The organism is Flavobacterium hankyongi (genome assembly GCF_036840915.1).
GTDB lineage: Bacteria > Bacteroidota > Bacteroidia > Flavobacteriales > Flavobacteriaceae > Flavobacterium > Flavobacterium hankyongi.
The window spans coordinates 2,177,431-2,191,233 of sequence record NZ_CP085725.1; the positions used below are offsets into that span (position 1 = coordinate 2,177,431).

Consider the following 13,803-nt stretch of genomic DNA (forward strand, 5'->3'; position numbering starts at 1 on the left):
TATAGGACTATTGTACATTATATCCTTTAGCCAAAATGTCTTTATGTTCAGGATGTCTTTTTAAATAAGCCCCAACAAACGGACACAAAGGTGCCAAAGTATATCCTTTTTCCTTAATATAATTTAGTGTCTTAGAGACGATAGCTGAGCCTACCCCTTTACCTTCAAGACCTACAGGCACTTCGGTATGAGTAAGAAACATAATATTTTCATTACTTAAAATATATTCTATGTACGCTATTTTTCCTTCTACTTCTAATTCAAATCTTTTTTTTTCTTCGTTTAACATTAATGGAGTTTCTGAAATATTACTCATCTTTTTTGTCTTTGTTATAATAAAATGATAATGCTCCCGAAGGACATTTTTTAATTTGATTCACTAATTCATCTGTCGTGCTGGTATGCGGATGAATCCATGGTTTTTCTTTAGGTTTGAAAACGTTTGGCAATCCTCTAACGCAAATTCCTGAATGGACACACAACTCTTGTTTCCATACAATGGTAACCTCTCCGTTTGTATATTCTTTAACATGTTCCATGATATAGGATTTAATATTATCCTAAAGTTACAAAAAATCTTACTATAGTATTTGTTTTTATATCTTTATCGAAACTAACCAAAAAATTATGCAAGACGAAAAACAAAATTTTAAACGTGAACTGGGTCTATTAGATGCTACACTTCTTGTTGTAGGTTCAATGATTGGTTCAGGTATTTTTATTGTAAGTGCTGATATTACCAGAAATGTAGGAAGTGCCGGATGGCTAATCCTTATCTGGATTGTTTCGGCTCTTATTACAATGACTGCTGCTGTAAGTTATGGCGAATTAAGTTCAATGTTTCCTCATGCCGGTGGTCAATATGTTTACCTAAAAGAAGCATATAATAAATTAATTGCCTTTTTATATGGTTGGAGTTTTTTTGCAGTAATTCAAACTGGAACAATTGCTGCTGTAGGAGTTGCTTTTTCTAAGTTTGCGGCCTACTTAATTCCCTCTTTTAGTGAAAACAACTTTTTATTTGAAGCTGGTTCTTTTAAAATAAGCGCTGCACAATTAGTGTCGATTGTTACTATCATACTACTTACATACATCAATAGTCGTGGGGTTAAAAACGGAAAAATCATTCAAAAAATATTCACTATTACCAAAATTGCTTCTCTGTTTGGACTAATCATATTTGGATTAATCCTAGCCGCAAAAAGTGACATTTGGGATGCTAACTGGATGAATGCATGGACAGCCCAATCATTCAATAAAGAAACAAAACTTTGGTCTGAAGTTGGAGGATATGCCTTACTTTCAGCAATTGCTGCATCAATGGTTGGATCTTTATTTTCAAGTGATGCATGGAATGGTGTAACATTTATCTCAGGAGAAATTAAAAACCCTGAACGAAATGTAGGTTTAAGTCTTTTCCTAGGCACATTAATTGTAAGTATTATTTATGTTTTAGCAAATGTGATGTATTTAGCAGTGATGCCATTACAGGAAATTGCTTTTGCTCCATCTGACAGAGTAGCTGTTGTCGCTTCAGAACATATTTTTGGAGCAACAGGAACTATTATTATTGCTATAATGATTATGATTTCAACCTTTGGATGTAACAACGGTTTAATTATGGCAGGCTCACGTGTGTATTATACTATGGCAAAAGATGGTTTATTCTTTAAAAAAGCTGCGAACTTAAATAATGCAAGCGTACCTGGCTGGGGATTATGGATTCAATGTATTTGGGCTTCGGCATTATGCCTAACAGGTAAATACGGCGATTTATTAGACTTTGTAATGATTATTGTTATCATTTTCTATATCCTTACTATTTATGGAATTTTCATTTTACGTAAAAAAATGCCTAATGCAGAAAGACCATACAAGGCTTTTGCTTATCCTTTCCTACCAGCATTGTATATTTTAGTTGCCAGTGCAATTTGTGTAATGTTACTTATTGACAGAACAAGCACTTGCGGATGGGGCGTACTAATTATGTTGGCAGGAATTCCTATTTATTACCTAACGAAAGGAAAAGAAGATTCGCAATCTTAAAAAATAAGAAAACCCGATAGTAACTTATCGGGTTTTATTTTATAACCCAAAGCAACACAGGTTTTTTTGATTGCTTGAGAGTCTTATCAATTTCACGCATTGCTTCATTTGATACTGCTGGACATCCCCAACCTTCAGGTGTTCCTTTAGGATAAATTTCTCCATGTGGTATTTTCTCCCAGGAATGAAGTACTATTGCTCTATCTAAAGCATTTGAATTAGTTTTATCTTTACCGTGTAAAACATATTTCACCTTAATCCCCCACTGACTTACACCTCTTTCTTTTATTACATATTTGCCTATAGACGAGCAATGAGAATCTACTTCATTACTAATTTTTGGGCTATTTTTTGTAAAAGTTTGTCCCCACATGCTATCCCCGCAACCATGACTTACCATGTACGACGACGTTATTGTATCATTTTTAAAATCATAACGAAACAATCTCTTTTTACCCGAATGAATACTTAAATCGGCCAAAAGATAATATGTACTTTCTAATTTATTTCTTTTACAAAAAAGAAGTGCTTCCTTAGAATATGAACTATAGTCTTTTTTTGACAGTTCTTTCTTTTCAGAATTTTGACAAAAAGATAACAGGATAAATAGAGAGATTATAAATGACTTCACAAAGATTATTTTATTTAAGTCTACAAAAACAATACCAAATAAACACAAAAAAGCCCAATCATAAAGATTGGGCTTTTCAATTACTATTATCTCAAAATTATTTCAATTTTTTCTTAACCGCAACTTCAGTAAATCCTTCAATGATGTCGTATTCCTGAATATCGTTGTAGCCTTTAATCTGCATACCACAGTCATATCCTTTAGAAACTTCTTTCACATCATCTTTGAAACGTTTCAATGCAATTAATTCACCTGTGTAAATTACAACACCTTCACGGATTAAGCGGATTTTGTTAGCTCTAAAGATTTTACCATCTGTAACCATACATCCAGCAATTGTTCCCACTTTAGAAATCTTGAATAACTCACGGATTTCCGCAGTACCAGTAATTTCTTCTTTCATTTCTGGAGAAAGCATACCTTCCATTGCATCACGTAAATCATCGATTGCCGCGTAGATAATCGAATAGTGACGGATATCGATTTCTTCTTTCTCTGCTAATTGCTTAGCATTTCCAGCAGGACGAACGTTAAATCCAATAATAATTGCATCTGAAGCAGAAGCTAACATTACGTCAGATTCTGTAATTGCTCCAACTCCTTTGTGAATGATATTGATTTGAATTTCTTCTGTTGACAATTTAGAGAATGAATCAGATAATGCTTCTACCGAACCATCCACGTCTCCTTTAAGGATAATGTTCAATTCTTTGAACTGACCTAAAGCAATACGACGTCCAATTTCGTCTAACGTAATGTGACGTTGTACACGAACTGACTGCTCACGCATTAATTGCGTACGTTTTGCAGCAATTTGTTTTGCTTCTCTTTCGTCTTCATAAATGGTAAACTTATCACCTGCTGTTGGTGCACCATCAAGACCTAAAATTGAAATTGGTGTAGATGGACCTGCTTCTTTCACGTTTTTACCACGCTCATCTTGCATTGCCTTAATCTTACCATGATTTTTACCCGCTAAGATATAATCTCCAACTTTTACCGTACCAGCTTGAACTAATACTGTAGAAACGTATCCACGTCCTTTATCAAGGAATGCTTCAACAACAGTACCAACACCTGGTTTATTAGGATTAGCCTTAAGTTCTAAAACTTCAGCTTCCAATAATACTTTTTCTAATAATTCTTTTACCCCTAATCCTGTTTTAGCAGAAATATCGTGTGATTGGTATTTTCCTCCCCAATCTTCCACCAAGAAATTCATGGCAGCTAATTTTTCTTTAATTTTTTCAGGATTTGCAGTTGGTTTATCTACCTTATTGATTGCAAATACAATAGGAACTCCAGCTGCTTGAGCATGACTGATAGCTTCTTTTGTTTGTGGCATGATATCGTCATCGGCAGCTACTACAATAATAGCGATATCGGTAACTTGAGCACCACGAGCACGCATCGCTGTAAACGCTTCGTGACCTGGTGTATCTAAGAAAGCAATTTCTTGACCGTTATCTAACTCTACTCCATAAGCACCAATATGCTGTGTAATACCTCCAGACTCACCTGCAATTACATTTGTTTTACGAATGTAATCCAATAATGATGTTTTACCGTGGTCAACGTGACCCATTACAGTAACGATTGGCGCACGAGGTTTTAAATCTTCTGGTCTATCTTCAACAACTTCGATGTTTTCTTCGATATCAGTAGTAATAAATTCTACATCATATCCAAACTCATCTGCAACAATTGTTAAAGTTTCAGCATCTAAACGTTGGTTCATGGTTACCATGATACCTAACGACATACATGTTCCAATAACCTTAGTAATAGGCACATCCATCATGGTTGCAATTTCACCTACAGTAACAAACTCAGTTACTTTAAGCGTTTTGCTTCCTTCCTCTTGAGCTGCTAATTCAGCTTCAGTACGTTCACGGTGTGAATCACGTTTGTCACGACGATACTTCGCTGCTTTAGATTTATTTCCTTTCCCTTGAAGTCTTTCAAGAGTCTCTTTAATTTGATTTTTTACTTCTTCCTCAGTAGGCTCAACTTTCACAATAGCTGGACGCTGTTGATTATTACCTCCTTTGTTGAAAGGTGGTCTGTTACCTCCTTGTTTATTGAAACCACCTTGGCCTTGAGGTCTATTTTGACCTCCTTGCCCTTGTTGTCCTCCTCCTTGCCCTGGCTGTCCTGGTTTTGAAGGGATTCTATTTCTTTTTTTCTTATCAGCACCAGCAGCATTTTGATTATTGTTACCTGGTTTATTTTGATTCTGATTTTTATCTTCTGGTTTCTTTTTAGGCTTATTAAATTGAGATAAGTCAATTGTTTTTCCAGTAAATGTTGTTCCAGAAAGTTTTTGGTATTGCGTTTCGTGAGTTTCCTCGGTAACAGTCTCGTCTGAAGGATTTGAAACTGGTTTTTCCGTTTTTTTCTCAACAACTGGCTTACTTTCTTCTTTTACAACTTCTGGTTCTACCTTTGGTTTTGGAGCTTCTTCCACTTTTGGCACAACAACTTCCTCAACTTTTGGTGCAACAACTTTTGGCGCAACAACTTTTGGTGCAACAACTTCTGACTCTGACTGTTTAACTTCGGCAACTGCTTGCTTAGGAGACAAATCTATTTTACCAACTTGCTTAGGGGCAATTATATTTGCCTTTGCCTTAATTACTTCCTGACGAGCACGTTCTTCGTCTTGTTTACGTTTTTCTTCAAGTTCGTGTTCACGCTCTAAACGAAGTGCTTCTTTTTCTTTTCTTTTTTCTTCGCCAACCTCTTTTGAAGCATCTTTGTTTCCTTTATCTCCAGCAAATTGATTAGACAGGATATTATATATTTCGTCAGTGATTTTTGTATTTGGATTAGACTCAATAGTAAAGCCTTTATCTTTTAAAAAATCGACAGCTCTTTCTAACGAAATATTGAACTCCCTTAAAACTTTGTTTATTCTTATTGTTCCTTCAGACATAAATTTTATTTATGGTTTATTTTATTTGTGGATTATAAATTAATCCTCAAATTCTTCTTTTAAAATCTTGACAACCTCAAGAATGGTTTCTTCTTCTAAATCTGTACGACGAACTAAGTCAGCAACTGATTGACTTAGGATACTTTTTGCAGTATCAAGACCAATTTTTGCAAACTCATCAATAATCCATCCGTCGATTTCATCGGAGAATTCTGTTAACTCTACATCGTCATCTTCTGCAACATTTCCTTCTCTGATTACGTCTAACTCGTATCCTGTTAATTGACCAGCCAATTTAATATTATGCCCTCCACGACCAATTGCTTTTGATACTTCTTCTAGTTTCAAATATACTTCAGCTGTTTTCTTTTCTTCGTCAATTTTGATAGAAGAAACTTTTGCAGGGCTTAATGCTCTTGTAATATATAACTGTAAGTTATTTGTGTAATTGATTACATCAATATTTTCATTTCCTAATTCACGAACAATTCCATGAATACGAGAACCTTTCATTCCCACACAAGCTCCAACTGGATCAATTCTATCATCATAAGAATCTACGGCAACTTTTGCTTTTTCACCTGGTATACGCACCACTTTTTTGATTGTAATTAAACCGTCAAAAACTTCTGGAATTTCTTGTTCGAATAATTTTTCTAAAAATTTCTCAGATGTTCTTGACATGATGATTTGAGGTTTATTACCTTTCAATTCAACATTTTCAATAATTCCACGAACGTTATCCCCTTTACGGAAAAAGTCCGATGGAATTTGTTTTTCTTTTGGCAACACAATTTCATTTCCTTCATCATCAACCAAAATTACTGCTTTTGGACGCACATGGTGTACTTCAGCAGTATAAATATCTCCAATTAAATCTTTAAATTGTTTGTAAAGATTTGTATTATCATGCTCATGGATTTTAGAAATTAAGTTTTGACGCAATGCCAAAATAGCTCTTCTTCCTAAATCGATAAGTTTAACTTCTTCTGAAACTTCTTCTCCAATTTCGAAATCAGGCTCAATTTTACGAGCCTCTGAAAGAGAAATTTCTTCATTTTCAAAATCTAAATCCTCATCTGCAACAATAACTCTACGTCTCCAGATCTCCATATCCCCTTTATCAGGATTGATAATGATATCAAAATTATCATCAGATCCGTATTTTTTCTTCAATGCATTACGAAACACATCTTCCAAAATCGCCATAAGCGTTACGCGATCTATCAGTTTATCATCTTTGAATTCTGAAAACGAATCTATTAATGCTAAATTCTCCATGCCAACTCTTTAATTTTAAAATATTATAGTAACTACTGCCTCCACAATATCGCCATAAGCGATTTTTTCATTATGAAGCACCGTTTCTTTTCCTTTTCCTATCTTTTTTGGTTCTCTCGAACTCCACTCTAATGTAATATCTTCATCTGACACATCTACAAGTTCTGCCTGAATTGTTTGAGTTTTTGTTTTCACACTCAATGTTCTTCCAACATTTTTCTTATACTGGCGAACCAACTTTAATGGAGCAGAAACTCCTGCAGAAGCAACCTCTAAAGCAAAATCTTGCTCTTCTCTATCTAAATTATGCTCGATAGCACGACTAATGTTGATACAATCTTGTAATTGCACTCCATTATCACCATCTAAAGTTACGATAATTTTATTACTGTCAGTAATTGTTAAATCAATCAAAAATAAGTCTGGATATTCCGCCAAACCCGTATCTAACAATTCTTTTACTCTTTCTTTAAAACCCATTTTGTATAAAAAGAGGCACGCTGTGCGTGCCTCATTATTTAAAAAACTACTAAATAATGGCGCAAATATACTACTTTTTTTATAATTATGAAATTTTGCGTTGTGTTAAATATTTTCTTACCTTTAATGTAGAATTCTGACTTTCACTAAAGTATTAACATTAAAATCACTTAAATTATGAAACGAATATTAGTTCCTACGGATTTTTCCGATCACGCTGAGTATGCCCTAAAAGTTGCCGCACAAATTGCCCGAGATAACGATGGAGAAATCTTCATAGTTCATATGCTCGAATTTCCGGGACAAATGGCTGACGCGGTAAGCCACGGTGCTGACATACCAGAAATCATGCTTTTCATGAAAAAAGCTCACGAAAAATTAGAGGAATTATTAACTAGAGATTACTTAGAAGGCATTAAAGTTACAGAAGCCGTAAAATACGAAAGGGCTTTTGAAGGAATTATTAAATCCAGCCAAAAACACAACATTGATTTAGTTGTCATGGGGTCTCATGGCGCTTCTGGTTTTCAGGAAATGTTTGTAGGATCAACAACAGAAAAAATTGTAAGAACATCTGACGCTCCTGTATTAATCATCAAACACGAAACCAACAACTTCAAAACTGATCGTTTTGTCTTTGCATCTGATTTTTCAGAAGAAGCCAGAAAACCATTTGAAAAAATTATATCTTTTGCAAAAGTATTCGGATCTCACATTGATTTGGTAATGATTAACACTCCAAATAGTTTTAAAACATCACACGCCGCACAAAAAATCATGAAAGATTTTGTTGCAAGTTATGACATAACAAATTATTCATTACACATTTACAACGATTCTAATGTTGAAACTGGAATTTTAAACTTTTCAAACAGTGTTGGAGCAGATGTAATAGGAATGGTTACACACGGAAGAACAAGTTTATATCACTTTTTTAACGGAAGCATAAGTGAAGGTTTGCTTAACCACGCTTCCAAACCTGTAATTACTTTTAAAATTTAATTTTTATAAATACAATAATTGTTATTAATGAAAAAGTCCCTTTTGCAAGGGACTTTTTTTTATTTATTCATATGCTGCATTTCGTAGATAAAAGTATCTAAATCAACATTAAGCATTAAAAGCGAAAATGCTTTATCAACGATATAACCCACATTCCCTGGCGTGAATCCAAGAGCCAATGCAAACTTAGTCACAATTTCTTTTTGTTTTGGCCCTAAAACATTATCTGCATAAACCATTCTCGATAAATCATATAAACGCTCAATCCTTTGAACATGTAAAGATGGTGGATTAATAGGGTATTTTAAAGGATTCTCTAAAATCTCTTCATATTCTGCATCTGAAATTTCTAAACGGTTTTTAAGTTTATCCAAAAACTGTTTTTCTTCTTCACTTAAATCACCATCTGCTATGGCAACACGCACAATTGCAGAAAAGTGACCTTTATTTCTTGCTTTAAATTCGCTATCGAATAAATCTGAAAATGACATGGTGTATAGTTTTAATTTCTAACAAATGTACTTATAAAAATAATGTTATCAAAAATTGTGACATTCAATAAAATCCATGAAAGAATAAATTTGTAAGTTTGAAAACCCTTTAACCCATATATTATGCAAGAGTTCTGGTTGTACTTTAACATTGGCTTAAGACATGTTTTAGATATACATGCTTACGATCATGTTCTTTTTTTAATTGCACTTACTGTGCCTTTTACATTTAATGATTGGCGAAAATTATTCATTTTAGTTAGCTTGTTTACTGTCGGGCACACATTGGCACTTATACTATCTGTTTTTGGAGTTATTTATATTAAGGAGAACCTTGTAGAATTTGTAATTCCTATTACAATTCTTATAGTTGCTTTGTTTAATCTTTTTTCTGCAGGAAAATCAGGAAAAAATGAAAGCATAACAGTTTCAGCAATCGTAACTTTGTTTTTTGGAATTATTCATGGTTTAGGTTTTTCAAATTATTTTAAAACCATTTTACCCGGAAATGCTACCGACAAATTATTACCTTTAGGAGAATTTGCCTTAGGTATTGAAGCTGCACAAATTATTGTAGTTTTTGTGGTTTTAATAATTTCTTATCTGGTACAAACTGTATTTAGATTTTCAAAAAGAGATTGGACACTAGTAATGTCGGCCTTTATAATTGGTGTAGTTGTTCCATTGATAATACAAAGTCCTATTTGGAACAGATAAAATGAAAGAAAAAAAAGAAAATAAATATGATAAAGCCTATCTAAGGCTTGCAAAAGAATGGAGTAAACTTTCTTATTGTAAAAGAAAGCAGGTTGGCGCGATTATTGTACACGATAGAATGATAATATCTGACGGATATAATGGAACCCCTTCTGGTTTTGAAAATTGCTGTGAGGACGAAAATAATTTAACCCATTGGTACGTTTTACATGCCGAAGCAAATGCCATTTTAAAAGTTGCCAATTCGACACAGTCTTGTAAAGACGCTACTTTATACATAACTCTTTCACCTTGCAAAGAATGCAGCAAACTCATTCATCAGTCAGGAATAAAAAGAGTCGTTTATCACGAAGGTTATAAAGATGATTCTGGATTACAATTTTTAAAGAAAGCAGGCGTTGAACTAACATTAATAGAAGATTTAGAATAAATGAAAATTGATAAAGTATACTTTCCTATAATTATTTTTTCAGCAATTGCTGTTGGATTTTTATTGGGAGGAATTTTTATCAAAGCACCCTCTTCAGACAAAACTTCGATTCAAAACGAAACAAAACAAAAGCTCAATAAACTTATTGAATTTATAGACTCTGAATACGTTGACAATATCGACACAGACTCTATTGTTGATCAAACCGTAACTGGAATTCTAGAAAAACTCGACCCTCATTCTGTCTATATTGCCAAAAATGACGCGCAGCAAGTTGCTGAAGAAATGAAAGGTGATTTCGTGGGGATTGGTGTTAATTTTTTCATAGAAAACGATTCAGTTATTGTAATTAATCCTGTAAAAAATGGTCCTTCTGAAAAAGCAGGAATTAAATCTGGTGATAGAATATTAGCCGCTGATGGCGAAAAATTATTTGGCAAAAAAGTAAATACTGAAAAACTCTATCAAAAGTTGAAAGGTGAAATTGGCTCAAAGGTTTCACTTACCATTTACAGAAAATCTGAAAAGAAAAAAATCAATTTAAATATTGTTCGAAACACCATTCCTGTAAAAAGTGTTGACATTGCTTTATTAATTAACAAAAAAACAGGATACATAAAAATTAATCGATTTGCAGAAACAACCTTTAAAGAGTTCAAAGCAGGACTAAACAAAATAATTAAACAAGGTGCTAAAGAACTTATTTTAGACTTAAGAGATAATGGTGGTGGTTACCTAGAAGAAGCCGTTGCTATTGCTGATGAATTTCTTTCTGAAAAAAAACTTATTGTTTTCACAAAAAACAAAAAGAACCGAATAGACAAAACGTATGCCACAGATTATGGTTATTTTGAAAACGGAAAAATTACTGTTTTAATAAACGAAAACACTGCGTCTGCAAGTGAGATTATTGCAGGTGCCATTCAGGACAACGACAGAGGTTTAATTATAGGACGACGTTCTTTTGGAAAAGGATTAGTACAACGTGATATGCCATTTAAAGACGGATCAAGCGTACGACTTACAGTAGCGAGATATTACACACCTACTGGAAGATCTATTCAAAAACCTTATGATCATGGTAGAAACGAAGAGTATTTTAATGACTTCATGAACAGATATCATAATGGTGAAATGTACTCGAAAGACAGTATAAAAATTGCCGATACTTTAAAATTTAAAACGCCAAAAGGTCGAATTGTTTACGGTGGAGGAGGTATTGTTCCTGATGTTTTTGTACCACTTGAAGCATCTAAAGGAAATGAAGTTGTTCCGTTATTAATGCAATCAGGTGTGGTAACCAATTTTGTATTTAAAGAAATTGATAAAAACAGAAAAAACTTCGAAAAACTAACTTATCAAGAGCTAATTAAAGAAATCACATCAACAGATGATTACTTCTTTAAGTTTAGTGATTTTATTCACAAATCAGATTCTTTTATTGATTTGAACTCGAATCCAGGATTTGTGAAACGTTATTTAGCTGCAGAATTTTGCCGACAACTTTTAGGGGAAACACAATACTATTCTGTGATTTTAAAAGACGATGTTATGCTGAAAGAAGCATTAAAACATTAAGATTACTTAACTCTTACACTATCATGTGAATGAGTTTCGACTCCATCATTCCATAACACTAAAATATCTGTAGCTACAGCAGCACCACTACCCGCAGCAATTGCTAACTGACTTCGATGACCAGCAAGTGTTCCAGCAACATAAATGCCTTCGGCAACTTTTTGATCAATATTTTTAAGTTGTATTCGTTGTTTTTCAGGTAATGATTTTTTATGTGGCTCTACATAATCCGTTAATCCTTCGATTGCAAAAAGATTTGAAGAACCTATGGCAACAACAATAGTTTTTGTTGTATAAGTATTTTTATTGGTAACAATTTCGAATCCATCAGCAATAGAAATCACTTTTATTACTTTTTCTCCTTCAATTTGAATAATATGAGGATAATTATCACGAAGTTGAATAACACTTTCTTCAAGTAAATCAGCACCTAATTTGCCCGATTCAACACCATAAGCGTTGTAAAAAATCGCATCTTGCAATGAAGATGCTTTTTGATGCGCAATAATTCCAATTTTTTTCTCCTGAGCAAAATCTTTGTTATGAGCAGAACCTAAAATGAGGGCACAAGAAACCCCTGACACTCCGCCACCAATTATCAAAACATCAAACATTATGATTGTTTTTTTAATTTTTCGTCAATCGATTTAGAAATTCTAAATATCAAAAGAATCACAACAGCACATAAAATAGCCAAGATTCCAATTAATGCTACCAAGCTATCTCCTTCAAATAAATTTTTGAAATCGAGCATGGTGATATTAACAACAATAGAAATTGCAGCTAAAACAAGTACTATGTAAGTAAAAATTTTCATTTCAGTTCTAATTATTGGACAAAATTAAAACTTTTACTACTAAACAAATAGACCTTTAACATTAGCGGCAAATAATTTAACAGCTATAGCAAGCAAAACGACTCCAAAAACCTTTCTTACAACACCTAAACCAGTTGGTCCCAACAATTTTTCAATTTTACCTGAAAGCTTCAAAACTGCGTAAACTATCACTATATTGATGAGTATAGCTACAACTATATTTATAGATTGGTATTCTGAACGAAGCGATAGCAAAGTAGTCATGGTTCCTGCCCCAGCGATTAAAGGAAATGCAAGAGGTACTATACTGGCAGTTTTAGGTTCTTCATCTTTATAAATACTAATTCCCAAAATCATTTCTAATGCCAGAAAAAATAAAACTATAGAACCAGCCACAGCAAAGGATTTAACATCAACACCTATAAATTTCAACATTCCTTCACCCACAAATAAAAAGCTAATCATGATTAATCCAGAAACTAAACTTGCTCTTTCTGCATGAATATGCCCAATTTTATTACGCAAATCAACAATAATAGGTATAGTTCCCACAATATCAATTACCGCAAATAAAACCATTCCAACAGTAAAAACCTCTTTCCAATCGAAAATCATAATCAATTTTTCTTGCAAAGATATTTAATTTAAACGACTACTAAACAATCCGATATAATTCTTAAATTTACTCTAATGGAAACAATATTTGTATTACATAAAGTAACTGCATTTGATATTTAACAAATCTGATTATAAGTTCATGTAAAATTGTAGATAAAACATGTACTTTTGCGCCTCAAAAAAAGAACAAAATGTTTCAATTAGGGAAAACCATAGTATCTGAAGATATTCTTGAAAAAGAATTTGTATGTAATTTATCAGCATGCAAAGGAGCTTGTTGTGTTGATGGTGACGCTGGAGCGCCACTATTACAAGAAGAAACAAGCATCTTGGAAAAAATATACCCTATTGTAAAACCCTTTCTTCGTCCTGAAGGCATTACTGCAATTGAGGAACAAGGCACATGGATAAAAGGAAATGATGGTGATTTAGAAACACCATTAATAGACAATAAAGACTGTGCGTACGTCATTTTTGACGGAAAAACTGCACTTTGCGGAATCGAGCAAGCATACAACCAAGGACTAATAGATTGGAAAAAACCAGTCTCATGTCATTTATACCCTATCCGTGTAAAAGATTTTAGTAGTTTTCAAGCTGTTAATTATGATCGATGGGATATTTGTTCACCAGCCTGCTCTCTAGGGAAGGAATTAGAAGTTCCTGTGTATAAATTTGTAAAAGAAGCTTTAGTTAGACGTTTCGGCATCGAATGGTATGAAGAATTAGAAAAAGTAGCCAAAGATTTACAATCTGGAAAATAGAAAAAAATCATTA

Annotated in this window: 16 protein-coding genes; 6 read left to right on the forward strand and 10 right to left on the reverse strand. The window is 33.4% G+C overall.

Annotated features, from left to right (window positions below):
- Positions 1 to 7 precede the first annotated feature (7 nt).
- Together LJY17_RS10105 and LJY17_RS10110 are read right to left on the reverse strand one after the other, a co-directional pair.
- Positions 8 to 316, reverse strand: a complete 309-nt coding sequence (locus LJY17_RS10105) for a GNAT family N-acetyltransferase (protein WP_264543704.1) — start codon at positions 314 to 316, stop codon at positions 8 to 10.
- On the reverse strand, positions 309 to 539 hold the full coding sequence (locus tag LJY17_RS10110) for a (4Fe-4S)-binding protein (protein ID WP_264543705.1): 231 nt from the start codon (positions 537 to 539) through the stop codon (positions 309 to 311). Before LJY17_RS10110 ends, LJY17_RS10105 begins: the two co-directional genes overlap by 8 nt.
- A gap of 88 nt (positions 540 to 627) precedes the next feature.
- On the opposite strand from LJY17_RS10110, the gene LJY17_RS10115 reads away from it, so the two are divergent.
- Positions 628 to 2,046, forward strand: a complete 1,419-nt coding sequence (locus LJY17_RS10115) for an APC family permease (RefSeq protein WP_264543706.1) — start codon at positions 628 to 630, stop codon at positions 2,044 to 2,046.
- Positions 2,047 to 2,080: 34 nt separating this feature from the next.
- Here the strand turns inward: LJY17_RS10115 and LJY17_RS10120 are convergent, their stop codons facing one another.
- The 4 genes from LJY17_RS10120 to rimP all read right to left on the reverse strand — a co-directional run bounded on the left by LJY17_RS10120 (position 2,081) and on the right by rimP (position 7,373).
- A complete protein-coding gene (locus LJY17_RS10120) occupies positions 2,081 to 2,677 on the reverse strand; it encodes a murein L,D-transpeptidase catalytic domain family protein (protein WP_264543707.1) in 597 nt (198 codons plus the stop codon).
- A 97-nt stretch (positions 2,678 to 2,774) separates the two neighbouring features.
- Positions 2,775 to 5,612, reverse strand: a complete 2,838-nt coding sequence (gene infB, locus LJY17_RS10125; RefSeq protein WP_264543708.1) for a translation initiation factor IF-2 — start codon at positions 5,610 to 5,612, stop codon at positions 2,775 to 2,777.
- A 39-nt stretch (positions 5,613 to 5,651) separates the two neighbouring features.
- The gene (gene nusA / locus LJY17_RS10130; RefSeq protein ID WP_264543709.1) at positions 5,652 to 6,893 is read right to left on the reverse strand and encodes a transcription termination factor NusA; all 1,242 of its coding nucleotides are present in this window, start codon (positions 6,891 to 6,893) and stop codon (positions 5,652 to 5,654) included.
- Positions 6,894 to 6,908: 15 nt separating this feature from the next.
- Positions 6,909 to 7,373 carry a ribosome assembly cofactor RimP gene (rimP, locus tag LJY17_RS10135; RefSeq protein WP_264543710.1) on the reverse strand — a complete coding sequence of 155 codons (465 nt, stop codon included), beginning with the start codon at positions 7,371 to 7,373 and terminating at the stop codon, positions 6,909 to 6,911.
- 177 nt (positions 7,374 to 7,550) lie between these two features.
- On the opposite strand from rimP, the gene LJY17_RS10140 reads away from it, so the two are divergent.
- Positions 7,551 to 8,375 (forward strand): universal stress protein, encoded by an 825-nt coding sequence (locus tag LJY17_RS10140; protein WP_264543711.1) that lies wholly within the window; start codon positions 7,551 to 7,553, stop codon positions 8,373 to 8,375.
- A 59-nt stretch (positions 8,376 to 8,434) separates the two neighbouring features.
- Here LJY17_RS10140 and LJY17_RS10145 read toward each other — a convergent pair whose 3' ends face one another.
- Positions 8,435 to 8,866 (reverse strand): TerB family tellurite resistance protein, encoded by a 432-nt coding sequence (locus tag LJY17_RS10145; RefSeq protein WP_264543712.1) that lies wholly within the window; start codon positions 8,864 to 8,866, stop codon positions 8,435 to 8,437.
- A gap of 123 nt (positions 8,867 to 8,989) precedes the next feature.
- Between LJY17_RS10145 and LJY17_RS10150 the strand changes: the two genes are divergently transcribed.
- The 3 genes from LJY17_RS10150 to LJY17_RS10160 are packed head-to-tail and all read left to right on the forward strand — an operon-like array spanning position 8,990 to position 11,591.
- The gene (locus LJY17_RS10150; RefSeq protein ID WP_264543713.1) at positions 8,990 to 9,583 is read left to right on the forward strand and encodes a HupE/UreJ family protein; all 594 of its coding nucleotides are present in this window, start codon (positions 8,990 to 8,992) and stop codon (positions 9,581 to 9,583) included.
- Position 9,584: 1 nt separating this feature from the next.
- Positions 9,585 to 10,013 (forward strand): deoxycytidylate deaminase, encoded by a 429-nt coding sequence (locus LJY17_RS10155; protein WP_264543714.1) that lies wholly within the window; start codon positions 9,585 to 9,587, stop codon positions 10,011 to 10,013.
- Positions 10,014 to 11,591 (forward strand): S41 family peptidase, encoded by a 1,578-nt coding sequence (locus tag LJY17_RS10160; protein ID WP_264543715.1) that lies wholly within the window; start codon positions 10,014 to 10,016, stop codon positions 11,589 to 11,591.
- 2 nt (positions 11,592 to 11,593) lie between these two features.
- Here the strand turns inward: LJY17_RS10160 and LJY17_RS10165 are convergent, their stop codons facing one another.
- Genes LJY17_RS10165 through LJY17_RS10175 form a run of 3 tightly spaced genes read right to left on the reverse strand, consistent with a single transcriptional unit; the run spans position 11,594 to position 13,023 of the window.
- Positions 11,594 to 12,205 carry an NAD(P)/FAD-dependent oxidoreductase gene (locus LJY17_RS10165; RefSeq protein WP_264543716.1) on the reverse strand — a complete coding sequence of 204 codons (612 nt, stop codon included), beginning with the start codon at positions 12,203 to 12,205 and terminating at the stop codon, positions 11,594 to 11,596.
- Entirely contained in the window at positions 12,205 to 12,408 is a 204-nt protein-coding gene (locus LJY17_RS10170) for a hypothetical protein (protein ID WP_264543717.1), read from the reverse strand. Before LJY17_RS10170 ends, LJY17_RS10165 begins: the two co-directional genes overlap by 1 nt.
- A gap of 39 nt (positions 12,409 to 12,447) precedes the next feature.
- Positions 12,448 to 13,023: a MarC family protein gene (locus LJY17_RS10175; protein ID WP_422387805.1), complete on the reverse strand. Its 576-nt coding sequence runs from the start codon at positions 13,021 to 13,023 to the stop codon at positions 12,448 to 12,450.
- Positions 13,024 to 13,217: 194 nt separating this feature from the next.
- On the opposite strand from LJY17_RS10175, the gene LJY17_RS10180 reads away from it, so the two are divergent.
- Positions 13,218 to 13,790, forward strand: a complete 573-nt coding sequence (locus tag LJY17_RS10180; protein ID WP_264543718.1) for a DUF3109 family protein — start codon at positions 13,218 to 13,220, stop codon at positions 13,788 to 13,790.
- Positions 13,791 to 13,803 lie beyond the last annotated feature (13 nt).

What these genes read in the sequence shown, in the direction of transcription:
- LJY17_RS10105 (WP_264543704.1), bottom strand. Translation starts at nt 316, where the DNA reads ATGAGTAATATTTCAGAAACTCCATTAATGTTAAACGAAGAAAAAAAA.
- LJY17_RS10110 (WP_264543705.1), bottom strand. Translation starts at nt 539, where the DNA reads ATGGAACATGTTAAAGAATATACAAACGGAGAGGTTACCATTGTATGG.
- LJY17_RS10115 (WP_264543706.1), top strand. Translation starts at nt 628, where the DNA reads ATGCAAGACGAAAAACAAAATTTTAAACGTGAACTGGGTCTATTAGAT.
- infB (WP_264543708.1), bottom strand. Translation starts at nt 5,612, where the DNA reads ATGTCTGAAGGAACAATAAGAATAAACAAAGTTTTAAGGGAGTTCAAT.
- nusA (WP_264543709.1), bottom strand. Translation starts at nt 6,893, where the DNA reads ATGGAGAATTTAGCATTAATAGATTCGTTTTCAGAATTCAAAGATGAT.
- rimP (WP_264543710.1), bottom strand. Translation starts at nt 7,373, where the DNA reads ATGGGTTTTAAAGAAAGAGTAAAAGAATTGTTAGATACGGGTTTGGCG.
- LJY17_RS10140 (WP_264543711.1), top strand. Translation starts at nt 7,551, where the DNA reads ATGAAACGAATATTAGTTCCTACGGATTTTTCCGATCACGCTGAGTAT.
- LJY17_RS10145 (WP_264543712.1), bottom strand. Translation starts at nt 8,866, where the DNA reads ATGTCATTTTCAGATTTATTCGATAGCGAATTTAAAGCAAGAAATAAA.
- LJY17_RS10150 (WP_264543713.1), top strand. Translation starts at nt 8,990, where the DNA reads ATGCAAGAGTTCTGGTTGTACTTTAACATTGGCTTAAGACATGTTTTA.
- LJY17_RS10155 (WP_264543714.1), top strand. Translation starts at nt 9,585, where the DNA reads ATGAAAGAAAAAAAAGAAAATAAATATGATAAAGCCTATCTAAGGCTT.
- LJY17_RS10160 (WP_264543715.1), top strand. Translation starts at nt 10,014, where the DNA reads ATGAAAATTGATAAAGTATACTTTCCTATAATTATTTTTTCAGCAATT.
- LJY17_RS10165 (WP_264543716.1), bottom strand. Translation starts at nt 12,205, where the DNA reads ATGTTTGATGTTTTGATAATTGGTGGCGGAGTGTCAGGGGTTTCTTGT.
- LJY17_RS10170 (WP_264543717.1), bottom strand. Translation starts at nt 12,408, where the DNA reads ATGAAAATTTTTACTTACATAGTACTTGTTTTAGCTGCAATTTCTATT.
- LJY17_RS10175 (WP_422387805.1), bottom strand. Translation starts at nt 13,023, where the DNA reads ATGATTTTCGATTGGAAAGAGGTTTTTACTGTTGGAATGGTTTTATTT.
- LJY17_RS10180 (WP_264543718.1), top strand. Translation starts at nt 13,218, where the DNA reads ATGTTTCAATTAGGGAAAACCATAGTATCTGAAGATATTCTTGAAAAA.